The sequence below is a fragment of the Meiothermus taiwanensis WR-220 genome (assembly GCF_003568585.1).
GTDB lineage: Bacteria > Deinococcota > Deinococci > Deinococcales > Thermaceae > Meiothermus > Meiothermus taiwanensis.
On sequence record NZ_CP021130.1, the window covers coordinates 251,345 to 269,575 of the forward strand.

The 18,231-nt window shown below is 63.4% G+C and carries 15 protein-coding genes, 1 tRNA gene and 2 rRNA genes; 8 read left to right on the forward strand and 10 right to left on the reverse strand.

What is annotated here, in order from left to right; genetic code table 11:
- The first annotated feature begins 5 nt into the window (after window positions 1-5).
- The 4 genes from MTAI_RS01350 (at window position 6) to MTAI_RS01365 (ending at window position 3,349) form a co-directional block, all read left to right on the forward strand.
- Window positions 6-971 carry a Bug family tripartite tricarboxylate transporter substrate binding protein gene (locus MTAI_RS01350; protein WP_027886527.1) on the forward strand — a complete coding sequence of 322 codons (966 nt, stop codon included), beginning with the start codon at window positions 6-8 and terminating at the stop codon, window positions 969-971.
- Between the two features lie 72 nt (window positions 972-1,043).
- A complete protein-coding gene (locus tag MTAI_RS01355) occupies window positions 1,044-1,475 on the forward strand; it encodes a tripartite tricarboxylate transporter TctB family protein (protein WP_027886526.1) in 432 nt (143 codons plus the stop codon).
- A gap of 9 nt (window positions 1,476-1,484) precedes the next feature.
- The gene (locus tag MTAI_RS01360; RefSeq protein ID WP_027886525.1) at window positions 1,485-2,993 is read left to right on the forward strand and encodes a tripartite tricarboxylate transporter permease; all 1,509 of its coding nucleotides are present in this window, start codon (window positions 1,485-1,487) and stop codon (window positions 2,991-2,993) included.
- A 50-nt stretch (window positions 2,994-3,043) separates the two neighbouring features.
- Window positions 3,044-3,349 carry a hypothetical protein gene (locus MTAI_RS01365; RefSeq protein WP_027886524.1) on the forward strand — a complete coding sequence of 102 codons (306 nt, stop codon included), beginning with the start codon at window positions 3,044-3,046 and terminating at the stop codon, window positions 3,347-3,349.
- A gap of 42 nt (window positions 3,350-3,391) precedes the next feature.
- Here the strand turns inward: MTAI_RS01365 and MTAI_RS01370 are convergent, their stop codons facing one another.
- Window positions 3,392-5,074, reverse strand: a complete 1,683-nt coding sequence (locus MTAI_RS01370) for a DEAD/DEAH box helicase (RefSeq protein WP_027886523.1) — start codon at window positions 5,072-5,074, stop codon at window positions 3,392-3,394.
- Window positions 5,075-5,280: 206 nt separating this feature from the next.
- A complete protein-coding gene (locus tag MTAI_RS01375) occupies window positions 5,281-6,498 on the reverse strand; it encodes a molybdopterin molybdotransferase MoeA (RefSeq protein ID WP_027886522.1) in 1,218 nt (405 codons plus the stop codon).
- 268 nt (window positions 6,499-6,766) lie between these two features.
- Here MTAI_RS01375 and MTAI_RS01380 point away from each other — a divergent pair.
- The 3 genes from MTAI_RS01380 to MTAI_RS01390 all read left to right on the forward strand — a co-directional run bounded on the left by MTAI_RS01380 (window position 6,767) and on the right by MTAI_RS01390 (window position 9,931).
- A 23S ribosomal RNA gene (locus MTAI_RS01380) occupies window positions 6,767-9,651 on the forward strand.
- A gap of 76 nt (window positions 9,652-9,727) precedes the next feature.
- Window positions 9,728-9,844, forward strand: a 5S ribosomal RNA gene (rrf, locus tag MTAI_RS01385).
- A gap of 11 nt (window positions 9,845-9,855) precedes the next feature.
- Window positions 9,856-9,931: transfer RNA gene (locus MTAI_RS01390), tRNA-Gly, on the forward strand.
- 65 nt (window positions 9,932-9,996) lie between these two features.
- Here MTAI_RS01390 and MTAI_RS01395 read toward each other — a convergent pair.
- Window positions 9,997-10,518: an HNH endonuclease gene (locus MTAI_RS01395; RefSeq protein WP_024050607.1), complete on the reverse strand. Its 522-nt coding sequence runs from the start codon at window positions 10,516-10,518 to the stop codon at window positions 9,997-9,999.
- Window positions 10,519-10,669: 151 nt separating this feature from the next.
- Between MTAI_RS01395 and hslO the strand changes: the two genes are divergently transcribed.
- The gene (gene hslO, locus MTAI_RS01400) at window positions 10,670-11,596 is read left to right on the forward strand and encodes an Hsp33 family molecular chaperone HslO (RefSeq protein ID WP_027888968.1); all 927 of its coding nucleotides are present in this window, start codon (window positions 10,670-10,672) and stop codon (window positions 11,594-11,596) included.
- A gap of 94 nt (window positions 11,597-11,690) precedes the next feature.
- Here the strand turns inward: hslO and MTAI_RS01410 are convergent, their stop codons facing one another.
- From MTAI_RS01410 to MTAI_RS01440, 7 genes are all read right to left on the reverse strand, one after another.
- A complete protein-coding gene (locus tag MTAI_RS01410) occupies window positions 11,691-12,122 on the reverse strand; it encodes a transposase (protein WP_157413585.1) in 432 nt (143 codons plus the stop codon).
- Window positions 12,123-12,244: 122 nt separating this feature from the next.
- Complete coding sequence (locus tag MTAI_RS01415; RefSeq protein WP_081439958.1) at window positions 12,245-12,745, reverse strand: winged helix-turn-helix domain-containing protein; 501 nt, start codon at window positions 12,743-12,745, stop codon at window positions 12,245-12,247.
- Complete coding sequence (locus MTAI_RS01420) at window positions 12,735-13,526, reverse strand: PIG-L deacetylase family protein (RefSeq protein ID WP_027888642.1); 792 nt, start codon at window positions 13,524-13,526, stop codon at window positions 12,735-12,737. The genes MTAI_RS01415 and MTAI_RS01420 overlap by 11 nt, the downstream gene beginning before the upstream one ends.
- A gap of 29 nt (window positions 13,527-13,555) precedes the next feature.
- Complete coding sequence (galK, locus tag MTAI_RS01425; RefSeq protein ID WP_027888643.1) at window positions 13,556-14,599, reverse strand: galactokinase; 1,044 nt, start codon at window positions 14,597-14,599, stop codon at window positions 13,556-13,558.
- Between the two features lie 30 nt (window positions 14,600-14,629).
- The gene (locus MTAI_RS01430) at window positions 14,630-15,631 is read right to left on the reverse strand and encodes a M24 family metallopeptidase (protein ID WP_027888644.1); all 1,002 of its coding nucleotides are present in this window, start codon (window positions 15,629-15,631) and stop codon (window positions 14,630-14,632) included.
- Between the two features lie 66 nt (window positions 15,632-15,697).
- Entirely contained in the window at window positions 15,698-16,738 is a 1,041-nt protein-coding gene (galT, locus tag MTAI_RS01435) for a galactose-1-phosphate uridylyltransferase (protein ID WP_027888645.1), read from the reverse strand.
- 34 nt (window positions 16,739-16,772) lie between these two features.
- Window positions 16,773-18,227, reverse strand: a complete 1,455-nt coding sequence (locus MTAI_RS01440; protein WP_027888646.1) for a glycoside hydrolase family 36 protein — start codon at window positions 18,225-18,227, stop codon at window positions 16,773-16,775.
- Between the last annotated feature and the right edge of the window lie 4 nt (window positions 18,228-18,231).

The following is an 18,231-nucleotide window of genomic DNA, read 5'->3' on the forward strand; positions in this document are numbered from 1 at the left end:
AGACGATGCGATGGGTAACGTTGGCTGTGGTTGTACTGACTATTGGTGGTGCGCTGGCCCAGTTCACCCCGCGCAACCCTGAGTGTATTGCGCCCGCTGGTGCCGGTGGCGGCTGGGACTTTACCTGCCGCAGCGTGGCCCAGGTCATGCAAGACCTCAAGATTGTGAATCAACCGATTAAGGTCACCAACGTAACCGGGGGTGGTGGGGGGGTGGCCTACGCCAACGTGGTCACCCAACGGGGCGACGACCCCAACCTGATTGTGGCGGCCAGCCCCGCCACCACGGTGCGCCTGGCCCAGGGGCAGTTCAGCCGCTTTACCGAGCGCGACGTGCGCTGGCTGGGCGCCGTGGCTGCCGACTTTGGCCTGGTAGCAGTCAAAGCCGATGCCCCCTGGAAAACCATGCAGGAGCTGGTGGCGGCCTGGAAGGCCGACCCCAGCAAGATTGCGGTGGGGGGTGGGAGCGCCGTGGGTGGTCAGGATCACATGAAGGTGCTGCTGCTGGGCCGGGCGGTGGGACTCGAGCCGCGCTCGATCAAGTACGTGCCCTTCGACGGTGGCGGCCAGGCCCTGACCTCCTTGCTGGGGGGCTTTATCCAGGTGTTTGCCGGCGATGCCTCGGAGCTTCGCGCCCAGGTCGAGGCCGGCACGGTGCGGGTGCTGGGGATGATGTCACCCCGCCGCCTCCCCGCGCCTTACGCCAACGTGCCCACCCTCAAGGAGCTGGGCTACAACGTGGAGTGGGTGGTCTGGCGGGGCTTCTATGTGCCCAAGAACATGCCCACCCCGGCCTATGAGTTCTGGGCCAACGCGCTGCGCCAGGTGGAGCGCAGCCCCGAGTGGGCCAGGATTCGCGAGCAGAACAGCCTGGGCCAGTTCTTCATGATCGGCGCCGAGTTCCAGGTCTTCATTGACCGCCAGGTCAACCAGTTCCGCAACCTCTCACGCGAGCTGGGCATCATCCGCTAGCCCCTAAGCATCATGGCCGATAGCCCAGGGCCCACCGCTGCTGGCTGTCGGCCATACGTTTGAGCCTCCCTTATGACCGATCGCATCGTAGGCATCCTGATTCTGTTCCTGGCCCTGGGGTATGCCCTCGAGGCCAGCCGGATGCAGGTGGGTTTCCTCTCCGACCCCTTAGGCCCCCGGCCTTTCCCCTACATCATCGCCATTCTGGTGGGGCTTTCGGCCCTGTGGCTAATCTTCAAGCCCGACCCCAACCCCACCTGGCCCCCCCCGCGCTTCTGGCCGGTGCTGGGTCTGGTGCTCCTGAGCCTGGTGGCCTACGCCTACCTGGTGGTTCCGCTGGGCTTTATCCTCACCACCACCCTCGAGATGACCCTGCTCTCGGTTTTGTTTGGGGCGCGCTGGTGGCAGGGGCTTTTGGGGGCGCTGGCCTTTACCCTGGCGGTCTACTTCCTGTTCACCGAAGGCCTGGGTGTAACCCTGCCGGTGGGCCGGATTTTCGGATAGGAGCGGCCTATGGACATCCTGCAAGCGCTTCTAAACGGTTTTGGAGTGGCCCTGGAGCCCTTCAACCTGCTCCTGGTGGTGCTGGGCTGCCTGGTGGGTACGCTGATCGGGGTGCTGCCCGGCATCGGCCCCATCAGCGGGGTGGCCCTGCTGGTGCCCCTCACCTTTGCCCTCAAGATGCCGCCCGAGTCGGCCCTGATTCTGCTGGCCGGCATCTACTACGGGGCCATGTACGGCGGCTCCACCACCAGCATCCTGCTCAACATCCCCGGCGAGACCTCCTCGGTGGTCACGGCCATCGACGGCAACAAGCTGGCCAAACAGGGCCAAGCCGGCCCGGCCCTGGCCATGGCGGCCTGGGGTTCGTTCATCGCCGGCACCCTCTCGGTGGTGGGCCTGATGACCCTGGGGCCTTTGCTGGCCCAGTGGGCCATCCGCTTCGGGCCGGCCGAGTACTTCGCCCTGATGGTCTTTGGCTTCTCCACCCTCTCGGCCCTGGCGGGCAAGAACCTGTTTAAAGCCCTGATTGCCACGGGCTTTGGCCTGATGCTGGCCACCGTGGGCCAGGATCCCCAGTCGGGCATCTCGCGCTACACCTTTGGCTTTTTGCAACTGGAAGACGGCATGGATTTTCTGGTGGTGGCCATCGGCCTCTTCGCGGTGAGCGAGGTGCTGATGCTATTGGAGGAGAAAACCCCTGGGGCCGTGCGGGCCCAGGTGGGGCGCATCTACCTCTCCTTCAAGGACTTCATGGGCTCGCTCTTCACCATTCTGCGCAGCAGCGTGCTGGGTTTTCTGATAGGGGTTCTGCCCGGCGCGGGGGCCTCCATTGCCAGCTTCGTGGCCTACACCACCGAGAAGCGTCTGCTGGGTTCCAAGGCCCGCTTTGGTGAGGGCGACCTGCGCGGTGTGGCGGCCCCCGAGTCGGCCAACAACGCCGCGGCGGGCGGGGCCATGATTCCCCTGCTCACCCTGGGCCTGCCCGGTAGCGGTACGACCGCCATCATGCTGGGGGCCCTGATGAGCCTGGGGGTAACGCCGGGGCCGCAGATGTTCCAAAAGCACCCCGAGGTGGTCTGGGGTCTGATTGCCTCGATGTACGTGGGCAACGCGGTGCTGTTGCTCCTGAACCTGCCCCTGGTGGGCCTCTTTGTGCGGCTTCTGGCGGTGCCGGCCTGGTTTTTGGTTCCGGCGGTGCTGGCCATCAGCTTCATTGGGGTCTATGCGGTCAACAACAACCCCTTCGACCTGTTCCTGATGGCGGTGTTTGGGCTGGTGGGCTACCTGATGCGCAAGCTCGAGTTTCCCCTGGCCCCGGTGCTCCTGGGGTTGGTGCTGGGCTACCTGATGGAGATCAACCTGCGCCGGGCCATGACCATCAGCAACGGCGACGTGGGCTATCTGTTCAGCAGCCCCATTGCCGTTGGGCTGTGGGTGCTGGCGGGGCTCTCGTTGCTCGCACCCGTGCTGGTGGCCCGCTTCCGTAAGCAGGGCTTGGGTGGCGATGAGGAGCTTTGAAGTGTGAGGGGGCTTACGACCCCCACCCCCGGATGCGCTACCCTCAGGGCATGCAACTACTCGGGTGGTCGCTGGTGGTGCTGGCCGTTCTGCTGGTCACGGGTTTGCTGGGGCCCATCCTGGGGGTGGTGCTGGCCGTTGCGGCCCTGCCGGCCTTGGCGGTGCTGGGGGTAATGCTCTTCCCGCTGCTGCTGGTGTTGATGGTTCTGGGCCTGGTGCTGTGGGTGGTGGGCAGTGCCATTGGCGTGGCCGCGGGTCTGCTGGGGTTCTTGCTGCAGTGGGGGCTGCCCCTCCTGCTGCTCCTGGCCGGCATCTGGCTTCTGCTCCGGGCGCGCCGCCCGCGTTTGCAGGCTTAAAAAAAGCCCCCTCGCTCGAGGGGGCTTTTGCTTGTAGATCGTTTATCGGTACACGACCCGCCGACGCTCCCCTTCGCGGCGGTCTTCGGCCGGGCCTTCGAAAAGGCGCCCACCCTGGCCGCGGCGCTGTCCACTGCCTTCGCGGTGACCCTGGCCCTGGCGTTTGCCCTGAGCGCGCACAAAGCCCTGTGCCTGGCGTTCGGACGGCCGGGCTTCGGCGGGAACCTCGGTGGCCCTGGTGAGGCGCAGGTCGCGTAGGGCGGTGTGATCCAGCTTGCCCAGATCCTCGGGGCGGATGTCCACGTATGCGGCCACATCCCCATCCAGGCGAATCCGGCCAATCTCCCCGGCTCCGGCGCCCTTCAACACCGCCACCGCCCGGTTCACGCTGATACGCGAGCCCGAGAGCTTGACCGTGACCCAGTTCTCCTCACCGGTCAGCAGGCTCTTGGGGGTGGGTGCGCCGCCCAGAATCAGGGCCAGCATCCCGGCCACGGCGTCTACGCCGCCCTCGGCAATCAGGCGCTCGGCCTGTTCGCGCCAGAGCTTTTTATCGGCCTCGGGCTGCCTTGCGATGCGGCGGGCCAGCCCGGCCCATTTGGCGGCCATGACCTCCTCAGGGGTGGGCGGGTTCACCCGCTTGAAGTTGCGCTTGAGTTCGCGCTCGAGGGTCTCCAGTTCACGCTTCTCCCGTGGGCCATAAAGAATCACCACCTTGCCCGAGCGCCCGGCCCGCCCGGTGCGGCCCGAGCGGTGCAGGTACGACTCGTTTTGATCGGGCAGGCGGTAGTGCACCACCAGGTCTACCTCGGGGATGTCCAGCCCTCGAGCGGCCACATCGGTCGCCACCAGCACGCTCACCGCCCCACTGCGGAAGCGCTCCATCACCCGCTCGCGGTCAATCTGGCTCATATCGCCGTGGATGGGGGCCGCGCTATGGGCCCGGCTCTCCAGGCCCAGGGCCAGGTCGTTGCACTCGGCCTTGGTGCTGGTAAAGACGATGGCGCGCTCGGGGGCGTAGGCGAACAGCAGATCCGAAAGCACCGAGAGGCGGTTGTGCAGGGGGGCCTGGATCGCTACTTCCTCGTAGGAGATGGCCTCGTCCTTGATGACGTTGATATGAATGGCCGCCTTCTGGTAGCGCTCCGAAAGGCGGCGGGCCCAGGTGGGCAGGGTGGCCGAGAACAGCAGGGTCTGGCGGGTGGGCGGGGTGGCTTCTAAGAGCTGCTCCACCGCTTCCTCGAAGCCCATCGAGAGCATCTCGTCGGCCTCGTCGAGCACCACCATCTCAACCCTGGAAAGGTCGAGCACGCCCTGCTCCAGGTAATCAATGGCCCGGCCTGGGGTGGCCACCACCACATCGCTGCCGCGCCTGAGGGCCTCGGCCTGCTTGCCGTAACCGGTGCCGCCGTAGATGGGGGTGATGGTCAGGTGTGGGGCCAGCCACTCCAGCTCCTTGGCCACCTGAAGGGCCAGCTCACGGGTAGGGGTGAGGACGAAGGCCCGGGGGGCGCGCCCCCGCTCACGGGCCGCGTCCAGCCGGTGGGCGATGGGTATGCCAAAGGCCAGGGTCTTGCCGGTGCCGGTGCGGGCCTGGCCCAGCACGTCTTTGCCCTCCAGGGCCAGCGGGATGGCCGCGGCCTGGATGGGGGTGGCGGTGGTGAAACCTTTGGCTTTTATAGCCTGGGCAACCTCGGGTCTTAACGTAAATGCAGAAAACTCCATGTTTCTAACGTCCTTTTGGGTGTGGGCTGAATGCCACGCTGGGCGAAACCAACCCCATAGGGTTCGAGCCGCTCATCCCAGAAAGAACCGAATGTCCAAACTGTACAGGGGTAGGATGTACGGCTTTGTTGAACCATGCGCCCGACCGCACCCTGCGGTTTTGAGTAAGCGCAACCCTTGCAGTGTGGGGGATGGGAGGGGTTTTGTCAAGTCGTGCCGGGGAAAGGTATTACTTCCACGATCTCGCCCGGCTGAGCTGAAACGCCGGCCTCGAGCACCACCAGGGCATTCCCCACCGCCATTGACCGCAGTACCGCACTCGACTGGTTCCCGGTGGTGGCCACACGGTAGCCCTCCTCCGTCCAGCGCAGCACGGCCCGGCGGTAGGCCCGGCGGGTGGGGTTGGCCTCAAAGGGGGTATCGGCGATGGCCCGGCGCCGGCTGAGGGGTGGGTCGGTGCGCCCGAGCAGCTTGAAGAGCAAAGGCCGCCCGAAAAGCAAAAAGGTAACCATGGCCGAGACCGGGTTGCCCGGCAGGCCCAGCAGGGGCAGTCCATTCCAGGTGGCAAAGAGCAAAGGGCCTCCAGGCTGCATGCGAACCTTCCAGAAATGGATCTCCCCCTCGCGCTCGAGCATCCGCCGCACGATGTCGTACTCCCCCATCGAGACCCCCCCGCTGGTAAGAAGCAGGTCGAGCTGCCCGGCCCGCTGTAGCTGGGTGCGCAAGCCTTCTACGCTGTCTGAGATCTTGGGCAAAATAACAGGCTCACCCCCGGCCTCCACCACCAGTCCCGCTAAAGAGTAGCTGTTGGAGTTGTACACACCCCCATAGGGCAGCGCCTCCCCGGGCTCAACCACCTCATCCCCAGTAGACAAAATGCCCACCCGGGGCCGCTTCACCACCGGCAGGGTGGCATACCCCATGGCCGCGGCCAGCCCCACCCGTCCTGGCGTAAGCAGATCGCCTTTGCGCAGATAGGTCTGCCCCTCTACCAGATCGTCCCCCTTACGGCGGATATCCGTAGCTGAAGCAGGTTTCATCAGCCATACAAACTCGCCTTCGCGCAGGGTATCCTCCACGCGAATTACCGCGTCGGCCCCAGGGGGAATGGGGGCACCGGTAAAAACCTGCACAGCCTCACCTCTCCCAATCCTTCCAGAAAAAGGTTTGCCTGCGGGGGATTGCCCGATGACCCTTAGCCGGACTGGGTTGCCCAGAGAAGCGCTTCGAGTGTCGGCCTCGAGGCAGGCGTAGCCGTCTACCGAGGTGTCGTCGGCAGAGGGGTGATGCACCTTCGAGATCAGATCCTCCCCTAAAACCGCACCATAGCTTGCGGCTAAAGGCAGGTGCTCGATGGTTTGCCGGGGCCTGGCCTCCTGCAATACCATCTCCAGGGCTTCCTCGACAGATAGATTCTGCTTCATATTCATAAGCATAAGCGGTGCTCGAGGCGCTAATTTTCAGCGTGCCCCCCCCTCCAAGCCAGAACCCCTATTGACAGCTTTTACTGCCTTTGATATTCTTCTCGTTGCGCCGCGATAGGAAGCAGGCGCGAGGATCATGAAAAAGGGGTAGTAAGGAGTAGGAAGGAAGTCCATTCTGGGCGCTTTCATATGCGTGAGCGATGGGGGCGTTGCAGGGTGGTGTGAATAGGCCTTTATCTTCGGGGGGAATCCCTGAGGAGGAGAGTAAGGTCAAGATAGAACGGGCACACGGTGGATGCCCTGGCACCTAAGCCGATGAAGGACGTGATTACCTGCGAAAAGCCCGGTGGAGCTGGTAGTAAGCGTTGATACCGGGATGTCCGAATGGGGGAACCCGGCCTGTGGGAACACAGGTCACCACCTACGGGTGGGGGGAACCTGGGGAACTGAAACATCTAAGTACCCAGAGGAGAAGAAAGAGGAATCGATTCCCTGAGTAGCGGCGAGCGAAAGGGGAGGAGCCTAAACCGTTGAGCGTGCTCAGCGGGGTTGTGGGGCTGGCGATATCGAAGCGGAAGTCTAGTCGAAGGGTTTTGGGAAAGCCCACCAGAGAAGGTGAAAGTCCTGTAGACGAAAGGCGGAGGCTAGTAGCCAGTACCCGAGTAGCCTGTGGTTCGTGGAGCTATGGGTGAATCTGCGCGGCCCACCGCGTAAGGCTAAATACTCTAGGTGACCGATAGCGGACCAGTACCGTGAGGGAAAGGTGAAAAGAACCCCGGGAGGGGAGTGAAATAGAACCTGAAACCGTGTGCTTACAAGCAATCAAAGGACTATCTACGCGAGTAGCGGTCTTTTGGTGTGCCTATTGAAGCATGAGCTGGCGACTTACGGTAGTCGGCGAGCTTAAGCCGGAAGGCGGAGGCGTAGCGAAAGCGAGTCCGAACAGGGCGCATAGTCGGCTGCCGTAGACCCGAAACCCAGAGAGCTAGTCCTGGCCAGGCTGAAGCGCGGGTGACACCGCGTGGAGGGCCGAACCGGTGGGAGATGCAAATCCTTCGGATGAGCTGGGGTTAGGAGTGAAAAGCTAACCGATCTGGGAGATAGCTGGTTCTCCTCGAAATGACTTTAGGGTCAGCCTCGGATGCTTATTTGGGCCTGTAAAGCACTGATAGGGCTAGGGGGCCTACCAGCCTACCAAACCCTTTCAAACTCTGAAGGGTCCGAAATGGAGTCCGGGAGTGAGGGCACGAGTGCTAACATCCGTGTCCGAGCGCTGGAACAACAGAGACCGCCGAATAAGGTCCCCAAGTACAGGTTAAGTGGATAAAGATGTGGGGTTGCCCAGACAGCTAGGAGGTTGGCTTAGAAGCAGCCATCCTTTAAAGAGTGCGTAATAGCTCACTAGTCGAGTGACCCTGCGCTGAAAATGATCGGGGCTTAAACCTGTCACCGAATTCGCGGACTTAGCCGGGCTTTGCCTGGTTGAGTGGTAGAGGAGCGTTCCCTATGCCGATGAAGCCATACCGTGAGGAGTGGTGGAGGTACGGGAAGTGCGAATGCCAGCATGAGTAACGATAAAAGGGGTGGGAATCCCCTTCGCCGTAAACCCAAGGTTTCCTACGCGATGGTCGTCATCGTAGGGTTAGGCGGGGCCTAAGGATAAGCCGAGAGGCGAGGCCGACGGACAACTGGTTAATATTCCAGTCCTACTGCGCAGTGCGATGGGGGGACGCTTTAGGCTAGGCGAACCGGAGCCATGGACGAGCCCGGACAGAAGCCCAAAGGGGACTACAGGCAAATCCGTAGTCCGTTACCGGTGGGTGGTGTGGAAGCCGCAAGGTGACAACTCGCTGAAGCCATGGAGCCGAGAAAAGCCTCTAAGCATAACTGCGCAGTACCCGTACCGTAAACCGACACAGGTGGGTGGGTGTGAATGCACCAAGGCGCGCGGGAGAACCCTCGCTAAGGAACTTTGCAATCTAGCCCCGTAACTTCGGGAGAAGGGGTGCTCGCGATGAGCGAGCCGCAGTGAATAGGCGCTGGCGACTGTTTACCAAAAACTCAGCTCTGTGCGAACACGTAAGTGGAAGTATACGGAGCGACGCTTGCCCGGTGCTGGAAGGTCAAGGGGAGGGGTGCAAGCCCTGATCCGAAGCCCCAGTGAACGGCGGCCGTAACTATAACGGTCCTAAGGTAGCGAAATTCCTTGTCGGGTAAGTTCCGACCTGCACGAAAAGCGTAACGATCAGCGCGCTGTCTCAGCGAGGGACCCGGTGAAATTGAACTGGCTGTGAAGATGCAGCCTACTCGTGGCAGGACGAAAAGACCCCATGGAGCTTTACTGTAGTCTGGCCTTGAGATTCGGCCGTTTCTGCGCAGGATAGGTGGGAGCCTATGAAGCCGGGGCTTTGGTCTCGGTGGAGGCGACGGTGAGATACCACCCTGAGACGTCTGGATTTCTAACCCGTTGACGGGGACAGGGCTTGATGGGCAGTTTGACTGGGGTGGTCGCCTCCCAAAAGGTAACGGAGGCGCCCAAAGGTTCCCTCAGGTGGGACGGAAACCCACCAGAGAGCGCAAGGGTAGAAGGGAGCCTGACTGTGAGGCCTGCAAGCCGAGCAGACGCGAAAGCGGGGCCTAGTGAACCTGTGGTTCTGTGTGGAAGGGCCATAGATCAACGGATAAAAGTTACCCTGGGGATAACAGGCTGATGATTCCCGAGCGTCCATAGCGGCGGAATCGTTTGGCACCTCGATGTCGGCTCGTCACATCCTGGGGCTGAAGAAGGTCCCAAGGGTTGGGCTGTTCGCCCATTAAAGTGGCACGCGAGCTGGGTTCAGAACGTCGTGAGACAGTTCGGTCTCTATCCGTCACGAGCGCAAGAAGGTTGAGGGGGGCTGCTCCTAGTACGAGAGGACCGGAGTGGACGTACCGCTGGTTTTCCTGCTGTTCTTCCAAGGGCATAAGCAGGGTAGCCAAGTACGGGAGAGATAACCGCTGAAAGCATCTAAGCGGGAAACTTGCCCCAAGATGAGCCTTCTCACGGAGTCAATCCGGTAAGGACCCCGGTAGAATACCGGGTGGATCGGCGGGAGGTGTACGCGCAGCGATGCGTTGAGCCGACCCGTGCGAATCGTCCGAGGTCTTGACCTTTATGCACTGATCTGGATACCCCTTCCCTCCTCTACCCCTTTTTCAATCCAACTTTGAAAAGTAAAACATTGGAAACCTCTGTGCTCATAGCGGCATGGTACCACCCGTTCCCATTCCGAACACGGAAGTGAAACGTGCCTGCGCCGATGGTACTTGGCTCGAAGGGGCCTGGGAGAGTAGGGCAGCGCAGAGGTTTTTTTCTTTGCGGGAATAGCTCAGTTGGTAGAGCACAACCTTGCCAAGGTTGGGGTCGCGGGTTCGAGTCCCGTTTCCCGCTCCAAATCACCATATCCCCCTGCTGGCATGGCAGGGGGTTTTGTTTTCAACACCCTAAAGGAGTTTGGCTTAGCGGGGATGATCCATATCAGGCAGATAAGTGCGCCAGGCCTCGGGCAGGTGGGGTAGGTCGGCCACCAGCAGCAGGCTATGACGCGGCGCGATGGGGCGGCGAGCCAAACGCATCCCGGCTTCCTCGGGGGTGCGGTTTTTCTTTTTAAGGTTGCAAGGACGGCAGGCGGTAACCAGGTTTTCCCAGATGCTGCGCCCCCCCCGGCTTTTGGGGAAGACGTGGTCTACTGTGAGATCGCCCCCGCGCTTACCGCAGTACTGGCAGGTGTAGCCATCGCGGCGCAGAATATTCCGACGGTTAAGGGCAAGCCGCCCCGGAGGGCGGCGAACAAGGCGTTTGAGGCGGATAATGCTGGGGATGGGGTAGGGGGTACTGGGAGTTCGTAGGTATTCGCCGCTTTCCTCGACCACCTCGGCGGTTCCGTTCATAACCAGGATGACGGCGCGCTTGACGCTGGCCAGGCCCAGGGGTTCGTACCCGGCATTGAGCACCAGAATACGGGGGGAGTCGAGGTTCATATGGCCCAGGATACTCGAAACATGTCAGAGTATTCTAGAGCAACACGGCACAATGAACTACGGCTGGTATTGTTTGGTGATGGATTTGCAATCGCGAAACCCTGAACCAACACCCTTTTGCAGGGGATGTTGCTGTTAGAATCGGAAAGTTATGGGTCGTTTGATTCGTGGGCTGGCTGCAGAGGGAAACCTGCGGGTGCTGGCCGTAGAAACCACCGATATTGCTGAGGAAGCCAGGGAACGCCATCGGCTTTCGCCCACCGCGACCGCTGCGCTGGGCCGGGCCATGAGCGGGGTCTTGCTTCTAACTTTTCTGCTTTCTAAAACCCCCAAGGAGCGGATAAGTTTGCAGTTTATGGGGGATGGGCCGCTGGGTGGAGCGGTGGTGGAGGCTGCGCCGGATGGGTTTGTGCGGGGCTATGTTAAGAATCCCCAGGCCAATCCACCCCTAAGGTTCGATGGCAAGCTTGATGTGGGATCGGCCATTGGTAAGGGTGAACTCAGGGTTGACCGGCTTTTATCCAATGAAGAGATATACCAGTCCAGCGTGGAGCTGGTAAGCGGCGAGATCGCTGAAGACCTGGCTCGCTATTTGTGGCAGTCGGAGCAGATCCCCTCGGCGGTGCTGCTGGGGGTGCGGTTGCATGGACAGGGTGAGGTGCAGATCGCAGGGGGTGTGGCAATTCAGGTATTGCCGGGCTGCCCCGACGAGGTGATTGAGAGGCTCGAGCGCAACCTGCAGGGTCGTACCGGTATCACCGATTTGCTTCTAGAAAAAGGGTTGAATGGGGCCGTCGAGACCTTATTGGAGGGCCTGGGCTATGATCCTACCGATCTGAGCGCGGTGGGCTTCCGTGAAGGATATATTCCCCTGGCGTTCCGCTGCCGCTGCAGCCGGGAACGGGCTCTCAGCGCCCTGGTCTATTTTTCGCCGGAGGAACGTGAAGAAATGATCGAGCAGGACGGGGGGGCTGAGGTGCAGTGCCACTGGTGCGCGGAGAAGTACCAGATCACCCCGGAGGAGATCCGTTCCCTGCCGTGGGGTGAGGACTCCGGGCGCGAGGCGCCCAAAGCCTGAGTGCTTTACAGACCATCGAACAGATCCTGCAAGGGCCAGCGCGGGATGGGGCCGCGGGTTCCGCCCAGGGCGAAGGTTTCTACTGATACCAACTCTACGACGAGGTGACACATAAAGCCTCTTGAATCCAAGGCCAAAAGCAAAGCCGCTTGACCCTGGTTGGATCAGCCGCAAGCTGGGTGAGGAACTCCTCGGCAGCCAGGCGTTTGTGTTCCAGCGAAGGGTACACTTTGCCTTCAATGGCCCGCCTGACCTCCTCAAACACCCGCTCGGCAGGATTGAGCTCGGGCGAATAGGCCGGTTGAAGGATACGACTCCCCGCTAGCTCGGATAGGCTACGACCCCGATGAACCCCCGCCCCATCCCAAACGTTGATGGCTAACCCCCATTGCTCCAGCACCGGTTTGAGGTGTTCTTGCTTCAGGCGGGGAATCCAACCCCACCTCAACTGACCGATGGCCGGTATCACCGCCAGCAGCAGGTAGGCATACTGGTATGCCCGCTGTACCGTTTGAACGACCTTCACCCCCCGAGGCGCCAGCACCCGTCGAACTTGACCCAGCAGTCCCAACCGCAGCTCATCGCTAAACCCAATCCGGCCCAGAGCCTCCCCCAGGGTCTGACCCCCTCGGTGGAGCTGCTCGGCTATCAGGGCTTTGAGCCCCCCTTTTTCCAGCGCGCTTGCGCTGCCGCATCGGCCTTGGCAGCACTCGGTCGCGGTACTTTGGGGTGAATCTTCCATCGAGCCATCAGCCCATAGAGGCCTTTATAGCTGTACTGCACCCCAAAGCGTTGTTGCACCCACTGCCGCGCTTCTTCGTAGGTGCGAAAGCTTCCTTGGGCACTCTCGGCTCGCAGTTCCAGTTGTTGGTCTTGATCCAACCAGGCTCGACTGACCTTGACCCCCCAGCCCGGTACGCGCTTCAACACCTCCTGCAATCCCCCGGCCCGATACCAAGCCAGCCACCGGTTGAGGGTTTTACGTCCAATCCCCACTTCTTTGGCCGCATCCTGTGCAGCTTTGCCTCGACGTACCAGCCACATCGCCTGCAGCCGTTTACGTCGTTCCAGGTGCTTCTCCCGTCTATACTGTGCCTCCAGCTCCTCTGCGCTTTCAGTCCAATCGATTGGGGCAATCCTACGACCCATTCCCCAATCCTACTATAGGTGTCACCTCGAGGGAGATTTGGTATGAGATCAACTGCTCCATGAGGGTTTGCTGCTCGAGGGTGGCGTTCATGGCCTCTATGCGCTCGGTGAACTGCGAGCGGTGGGCGGCGATGGCCGCTCGCTTTTGGGGGAGGTAGGCCTGCACGTTCATCCGCACCGCCAAGGTGTTCTCGGCCACGCCGAAGACCTGGGGGTCGAGGCCGCCCAGGATGCTGTTGGCCTGGCCGCTTTGCTGCATGGCGGCGGCGTATTCGCTGGTGAAAACGCTGTAGAAAAGGCGCGCTGGAGGGTTGGGCAGGTGGCCTGTGGAGAAGAACGCGGCGGTGGTGGCGCGGTGAATGACCAGATGGTCGGGGTGTCCGTAGCCCCCGTGAGGGTCGAAGGTGATCAGGATTTTGGGTTGAAGCTTGGCTATAAGCTCGCGGATTTTGGCCTCCACCTCCCACAGGTTGGCGTTGTGGAGGGCCTGGGGGTCGTCGCGGCGCAGCCGCTCGTTGCAGCCCGAGTCGTGGTAGCCCAGAAAGATGGGGGGCTGGAGGCCCAGGGCCCGGCAGGAGGCCTCGAGCTCCCGGGTGCGCCATGCGCCCATATCCTCCACGGGTAGGGCGGGGTCTTTGAGCTGCCCGGCCTCGCCCCGGGTGGCGCAGGCCAGGTAGACCGGATGCCCCTGCCGGGCGTAGTGGGCCAGGGTGCCGCCGGTGGGGAAGGCTTCGTCGTCGGGGTGGGCGAACACCGCCAGGATGGGGGGAAGATCGGCCATGGTCGGGATTATACCGGAGAGGCTCGAGCTCAAAAAAAGCGTGCCCTGGGGTAGTCCTGCAAGACGCCCTTTTTGAAATCTTCGTATTTAGAGGCCTCGACCAGCGCCACCGTCGAGCCGCCAAAGCCGGCCCCGGTCAGGCGGGCCCCCACAGCCCCGTGGCGCAGCTCGGCCTCCACCAGCCGGTCGAGCTCGGGGATCGAGACCTCGTAATCGTCGCGTAGCGAGCGGTGCGAGGCCACCATCAGCTCGCCGAAGCGCTGGATATCGCCCTGCTCCAGCGCCGCCACCCCCTCCAGCACGCGCTGGTTCTCGCTGACCACGTGGCGGGCCCGGCGGTTCAGGGGCTCGGGCAGGGCCTCGAGGCGCGGAAGGTCGGCAGGGGAGAGTGCGCGCAACGACGGCACCCCCAGGAGCGCGCAGGCCTGCTCGCACTCGCTGCGGCGGGTGTTGTAGCCCGACTCGGCCAGGCGGCGCGGTACCGAGGAGTCCACCACGGCCACCCGGTAGCCGGGCGGCAGGGGCACCAGCCGGGTCTTTAGGCTTTGGGTGTCCAGAAACAGCCCGTACCCCAGCCGCCCCACCGAGGAGGCCATCTGATCCATGATGCCGCAGCGCACGCCCACGTACTCCACCTCGGCCTGCTGGGCCAGCAGGGCGATCTGCACATCGTCGAGGGGAAGGCCATAAAGCGCGCGCAAGGCCCGCAGGGTGGCCACTTCCAGCGCCGCCGAGCTCGAGAGCCCCCCGCTCATGGGCACCTCGCTGCGGATGTAGGCCCGCAGGCCCGGCACGGCATACCCCTGCCGGCGCAGCGCCCACACGCAGCCTGCGAGGTAATCCAGCCAGTCCCCCTGCCGGGCCACCTCCAGCCCGCGGCTTTTGTGCTCCTGAAAGTTTTCGGCGTAGGCCTCGAGGCCCTCGGCGGGGGCGGCTTCGATATAGGTCTGGTAGGGGAGGGGGGTGGGGAGGACAAACCCCCCGTTGTAATCGGTGTGTTCGCCCAGCAGGTTGACGCGGCCGGGAGCCGCGACGGATACGGCGGGATCGGTGCCAAAGATATCTTTGAACATAACCTGGTCAGGATAGAGAAGACAGGGGTATTAGCCCTCGAGCACCATCGGACGCCAGCGCCCACTTATCTGCATCGTCGGCCAGTTCGGGTCTTGAGTGAGGTTTTCCAACCCCGTTTCTGTCAGCAAGAAGGTGTCCTCGACCTTGGCGCCGGGCAGGCTGGGGTTCCAGGCCAGGGCCATGCCGGGCTCGAGCCGGGTGGGGTTGCCGGGCCGGGCCAGCACCTCGCGGCTTTTGTAGCCGGTCAGGCCGCCCTGGTGGTGGTTTTCAAACTCCTGGGGCTGGCCGATGGCCTGGTAGGCGGTGCGGATGCTTTCCAGCACCTCGCCCAGGGTTGCGCCGGGCCTCGAGGCCTCGAGGGCGGCGGCCTCGATCTGGCAGACCTGCTGGTTGAGGCGCTGGGCCTCCGGGTGACCGAAGCTGCGCAGGCGGCTCACATTGGCGATCAGGCCGTGCCGCCGCCCACAGATTACCCCCATAAACAGCCGCCCCAGGGGCTGCTGCTTGGGGATGGGGTGGCGGTAGCGGAAGAGCCGTTCCTCACCGGCGACCAGCAGAACCAGGGGCTGGATGCCCTTGGACAGGAGCTCCTCGCTGATGGCCCCGGCCAGCTCGTACTCGCTCCAGCCGGGGTCGGCGAAGCGGAGGCTCTCGCCCAGGGCCGCCGCGGCATCCCGCCCCAGGGCGCGGTAGCGGGCCTGTTCTTCCGGCGAGAGCACCAGGCGCAAAGGGGTGAGGTCGTGCTCGCTGTCGCTGGGCCCCTGGGGGGCGGGCGGGCTGTACCAGGGGTAGCGCACGACCTCGAGGCCCGGTACCTCCTCGTCCAATAGCCGCCCGGCCTCGATCTGCGAGGCGTGGAGCCGCACGCCGTCGGGGGTGACCTCGAGCCAGGCCGCCACCGGGCGAAAGGCGACCACGGTGTTGTCGCCGCCGGTAAGCCAGGCGAAGTTCTCGGGCTGCTGTACAAAAAAACGCGCAAAACCCTGGCCTTCCATCCAGGCCCGCAGTCGGGTGAGTGCAAAATCGTTCATACCTCAGGCTATCGCTTTCTTGTTAGGCACACTCATAAAAAATCCAGGGTAGACCAAGGGCCGTGCTCAGATCGCCACCTCGCGCAGCACCCGCGCGGTCTCCTCGGGCAGGGCATCCATGGCAAAGGTGCCGGCGGCCAGCTCGGTGCCGGCCAGGTACTTGAGCTTGTCGGCGGTGCGCAGGGCCGGGTAGAACTCCACGTGAAAATGGAAAACGTCCTCCGCGCCTTTGGGGGCGGCGTGCAGGGCCATCACGTAGGGCATGGGCTTGTGGAACAGGTTATCCAGCTTCTGCACCACCTGGCCCAAGGCTTTGGCGAAACTGCGGATCTCCTCCTCGGTAAAGGCCCACAGGCCGGGGCGGAACTGTTTGGGGAAGAGCAGCACCTCGTAAGGGTAGCGGGCAAAAGGGGGGATGCAGGCCAGCACGTGCGCATCCTCCAGCACCGTGTAGGGCCCCAGGTGCGGCAGCAGATTGAGCAGCAGGGGGCTTTTCTGGAAGGCCTCGAGCTCCTTTTGCAGGATGGGTGGAACCCAGGGGTAGGCGTAAATTTGCCCGTGGGGGTGGTGCAGCGTGACCCCCATCTGCTCGCCCCGGTTCTCGAAGGGCATCACGTACTGGATCTGGGGGCGGGCGTACAGCTCGCGGTAGCGGTCGGCCCAGACCCGCACCAGCAGCTCGCGCCGCTCGGGGCTTAAAGAGGCCAGGCTGCCGCTGTGCTCGGGGGTATACACCACCACCTCGCAGTCGCCTTTCGCATCACGGGTGGGGATGACCAGGCCCTCGGGCGGAGCCCCGGCGTGGGGGGAGAGGGAGGGCCAGCGGTTCTGAAAGACGGCGATCTCGAAGTCTTCGAAGGGAATCTCGGTGGGGAAGCCGCCGGGCCTGCTGGGGGCCAGGGGGTCATATTCTTTGGGAGGCAGGAAGGTGCGCCCCTGGCGGCTGGCGGCAAACACCACCCACTCCTGCCGCAGGGGGTGCCAGCGGGCGTGGGACTGGGCCTGGCCGGTGTTTTCGCCTTCCTCGAGCGCCGGTAGGGTGTGGGGCTTCAGGCCGTACAGATACAGCATCCGGCCGTCTTTTTTTGTATACACGCGCTTATGCATGGTCTCCTCGAGGGTCATAAGGCGCGAAGCGGGGCTAGATCTCCAGCCAGCTCGAGAAATCCACTTCACGCCCACCAATCTTGAAGGTGTAGGGGCCGGTCTGGAGGATGGAGGGGGTGGCCTCGAGCCACTCCCTGAGCTGTTCCCGCTCCTCGCCGTCCAGCCACTCGGGGGGGTCGGAGGTGGCCTTGAAGCCCGCGACCAGGGCCAGATCCTGCAACGCCGCGCGCTGGGCCGGGGTGAGCAGGTTGTAGCGGGTGCGGAAGTAGGCCACGTCGGGGTCGGTGTGCACCAGCGGCTTCAGCCAGAGGCGGTGCAGACTGGTGCGCAGGGCGTTGTAGGCGCTGGGGCCGGTGGGGTCGTGCAGGTACACCCGCCGGTCTTCGTTGTCCCAGTAAGGGGCCACGTCCGGCCCGATGCGCAGCCCATCCACCAGGCCCAGCGAGGCCAGGATGGGGGCCCCGCAGGCCAGGATGTACACATCGTCGCCGGCGGCCTCGCGGATGAGGCGCAGGGCTTCGCGGTAGGCCTCCTCGCGGGACTCGTTGGCGTGCCGTTTGCCGGGCAGCGCAGCGGCGAACAGAAAGTCCAGCTTCAAGTAGCGGTAGCCCCAGCCCCGCACCTTCTGGATCAGGCTCTGCAGCCAGCTTTGTACGGCTGGCAGGGTCACGTCCAGCGCGTAGTAGCCGCCCCAGTTGCTGCCCGCCGAGACCAGCTCGCCCTGCTCGTCGCGCAAGAACCAGTCGGGGTGCTCCTTGAACAGGCTGGAGCTGGGCCGGGCGATAAAGGGGGCCAGCCAGAGGCCGGGGGTCAGGCCCTGGCTCTGGGCCCGCAGGGCGATGGTGCTCATGCCCGAGGGGAACTTGTGGTTGGGCTCCCAGTCGCCCATGTTTTGCTGCCAGCCGTCGTCGAGCTGGAACACCTCGAAGGGCAGGCCCTGCAAACCGGCGATGGTCTCCAGCATCTTGCTTTCTGAGATATCGCTGTAATAGCTATACCAGCTACACCAGACCCGGGGGGCGGGCTGCTGGCCCCGGACGCCCAGGGTGTTGGCCAGCAGTTCGGCGTAGCGGGTCAGCACTTCTTGCTGTTCGCCGTAGGCCAGAAACCACTGGGTTTCGTGGTCGCAGATACCCTTCAAATAGAGGCGGTCGGCCTCGATGCGCGCCCCCGGACGCAGAGCCCCCAGGAAGAGCATCCGCCCGTCGTGGCCCTCGAGGCCCCCCAGGCCGCTGCCGCCGTGCACTGGCGAGAGGGCGTAGGCGGGGTCGTCGCACTGGGGCCGCCGCTCGGGGGGCTGGATGGGCTGGGGGCTCTCCTTCAGGCTCACCCAGCCGGCCTCGCTCCAGCTCTGCCAGCCGTGCTTGAAAAATAGGGTGCGTCCAAAGGGATGCCCGATCTGGACGGTTTTGCCGCTCAGCAGGTAGCCGCCCAGGGTCTCCTCGAGCCGGCCCGCGCTGATGTTGAACTCGTAGCCCTGAATCTGCACGGCG